A 206-nucleotide genomic window follows, 5' to 3' on the forward strand; every position below is an offset into this window, starting at 1 on the left:
TAACTGGTATGGCTTTCCGCGTACCAACTGCTAACGTTTCTGTAGTTGACCTAACTGTTAACCTAGTTAACGGTGCTTCTTACGAAGCTATCTGTGCTGCTATGAAAGAAGCTTCTGAAGGCGAAATGGCTGGCGTTCTTGGTTACACTGAAGACCAAGTTGTTTCTCAAGACTTCATCGGTGAAGTTTGCACTTCAGTATTCGAT

At 43.7% G+C, this 206-nt stretch carries 1 pseudogene; it reads left to right on the forward strand.

Going from position 1 to position 206, the window contains the following annotated elements:
* Window positions 1-206: pseudogene (locus AB4585_RS27000) on the forward strand (type I glyceraldehyde-3-phosphate dehydrogenase); the annotation flags it as partial.

The sequence above is a fragment of the Vibrio sp. 10N.222.49.C9 genome (genome assembly GCF_041474985.1).
Classification (GTDB): Bacteria; Pseudomonadota; Gammaproteobacteria; order Enterobacterales; family Vibrionaceae; genus Vibrio; species Vibrio crassostreae_C.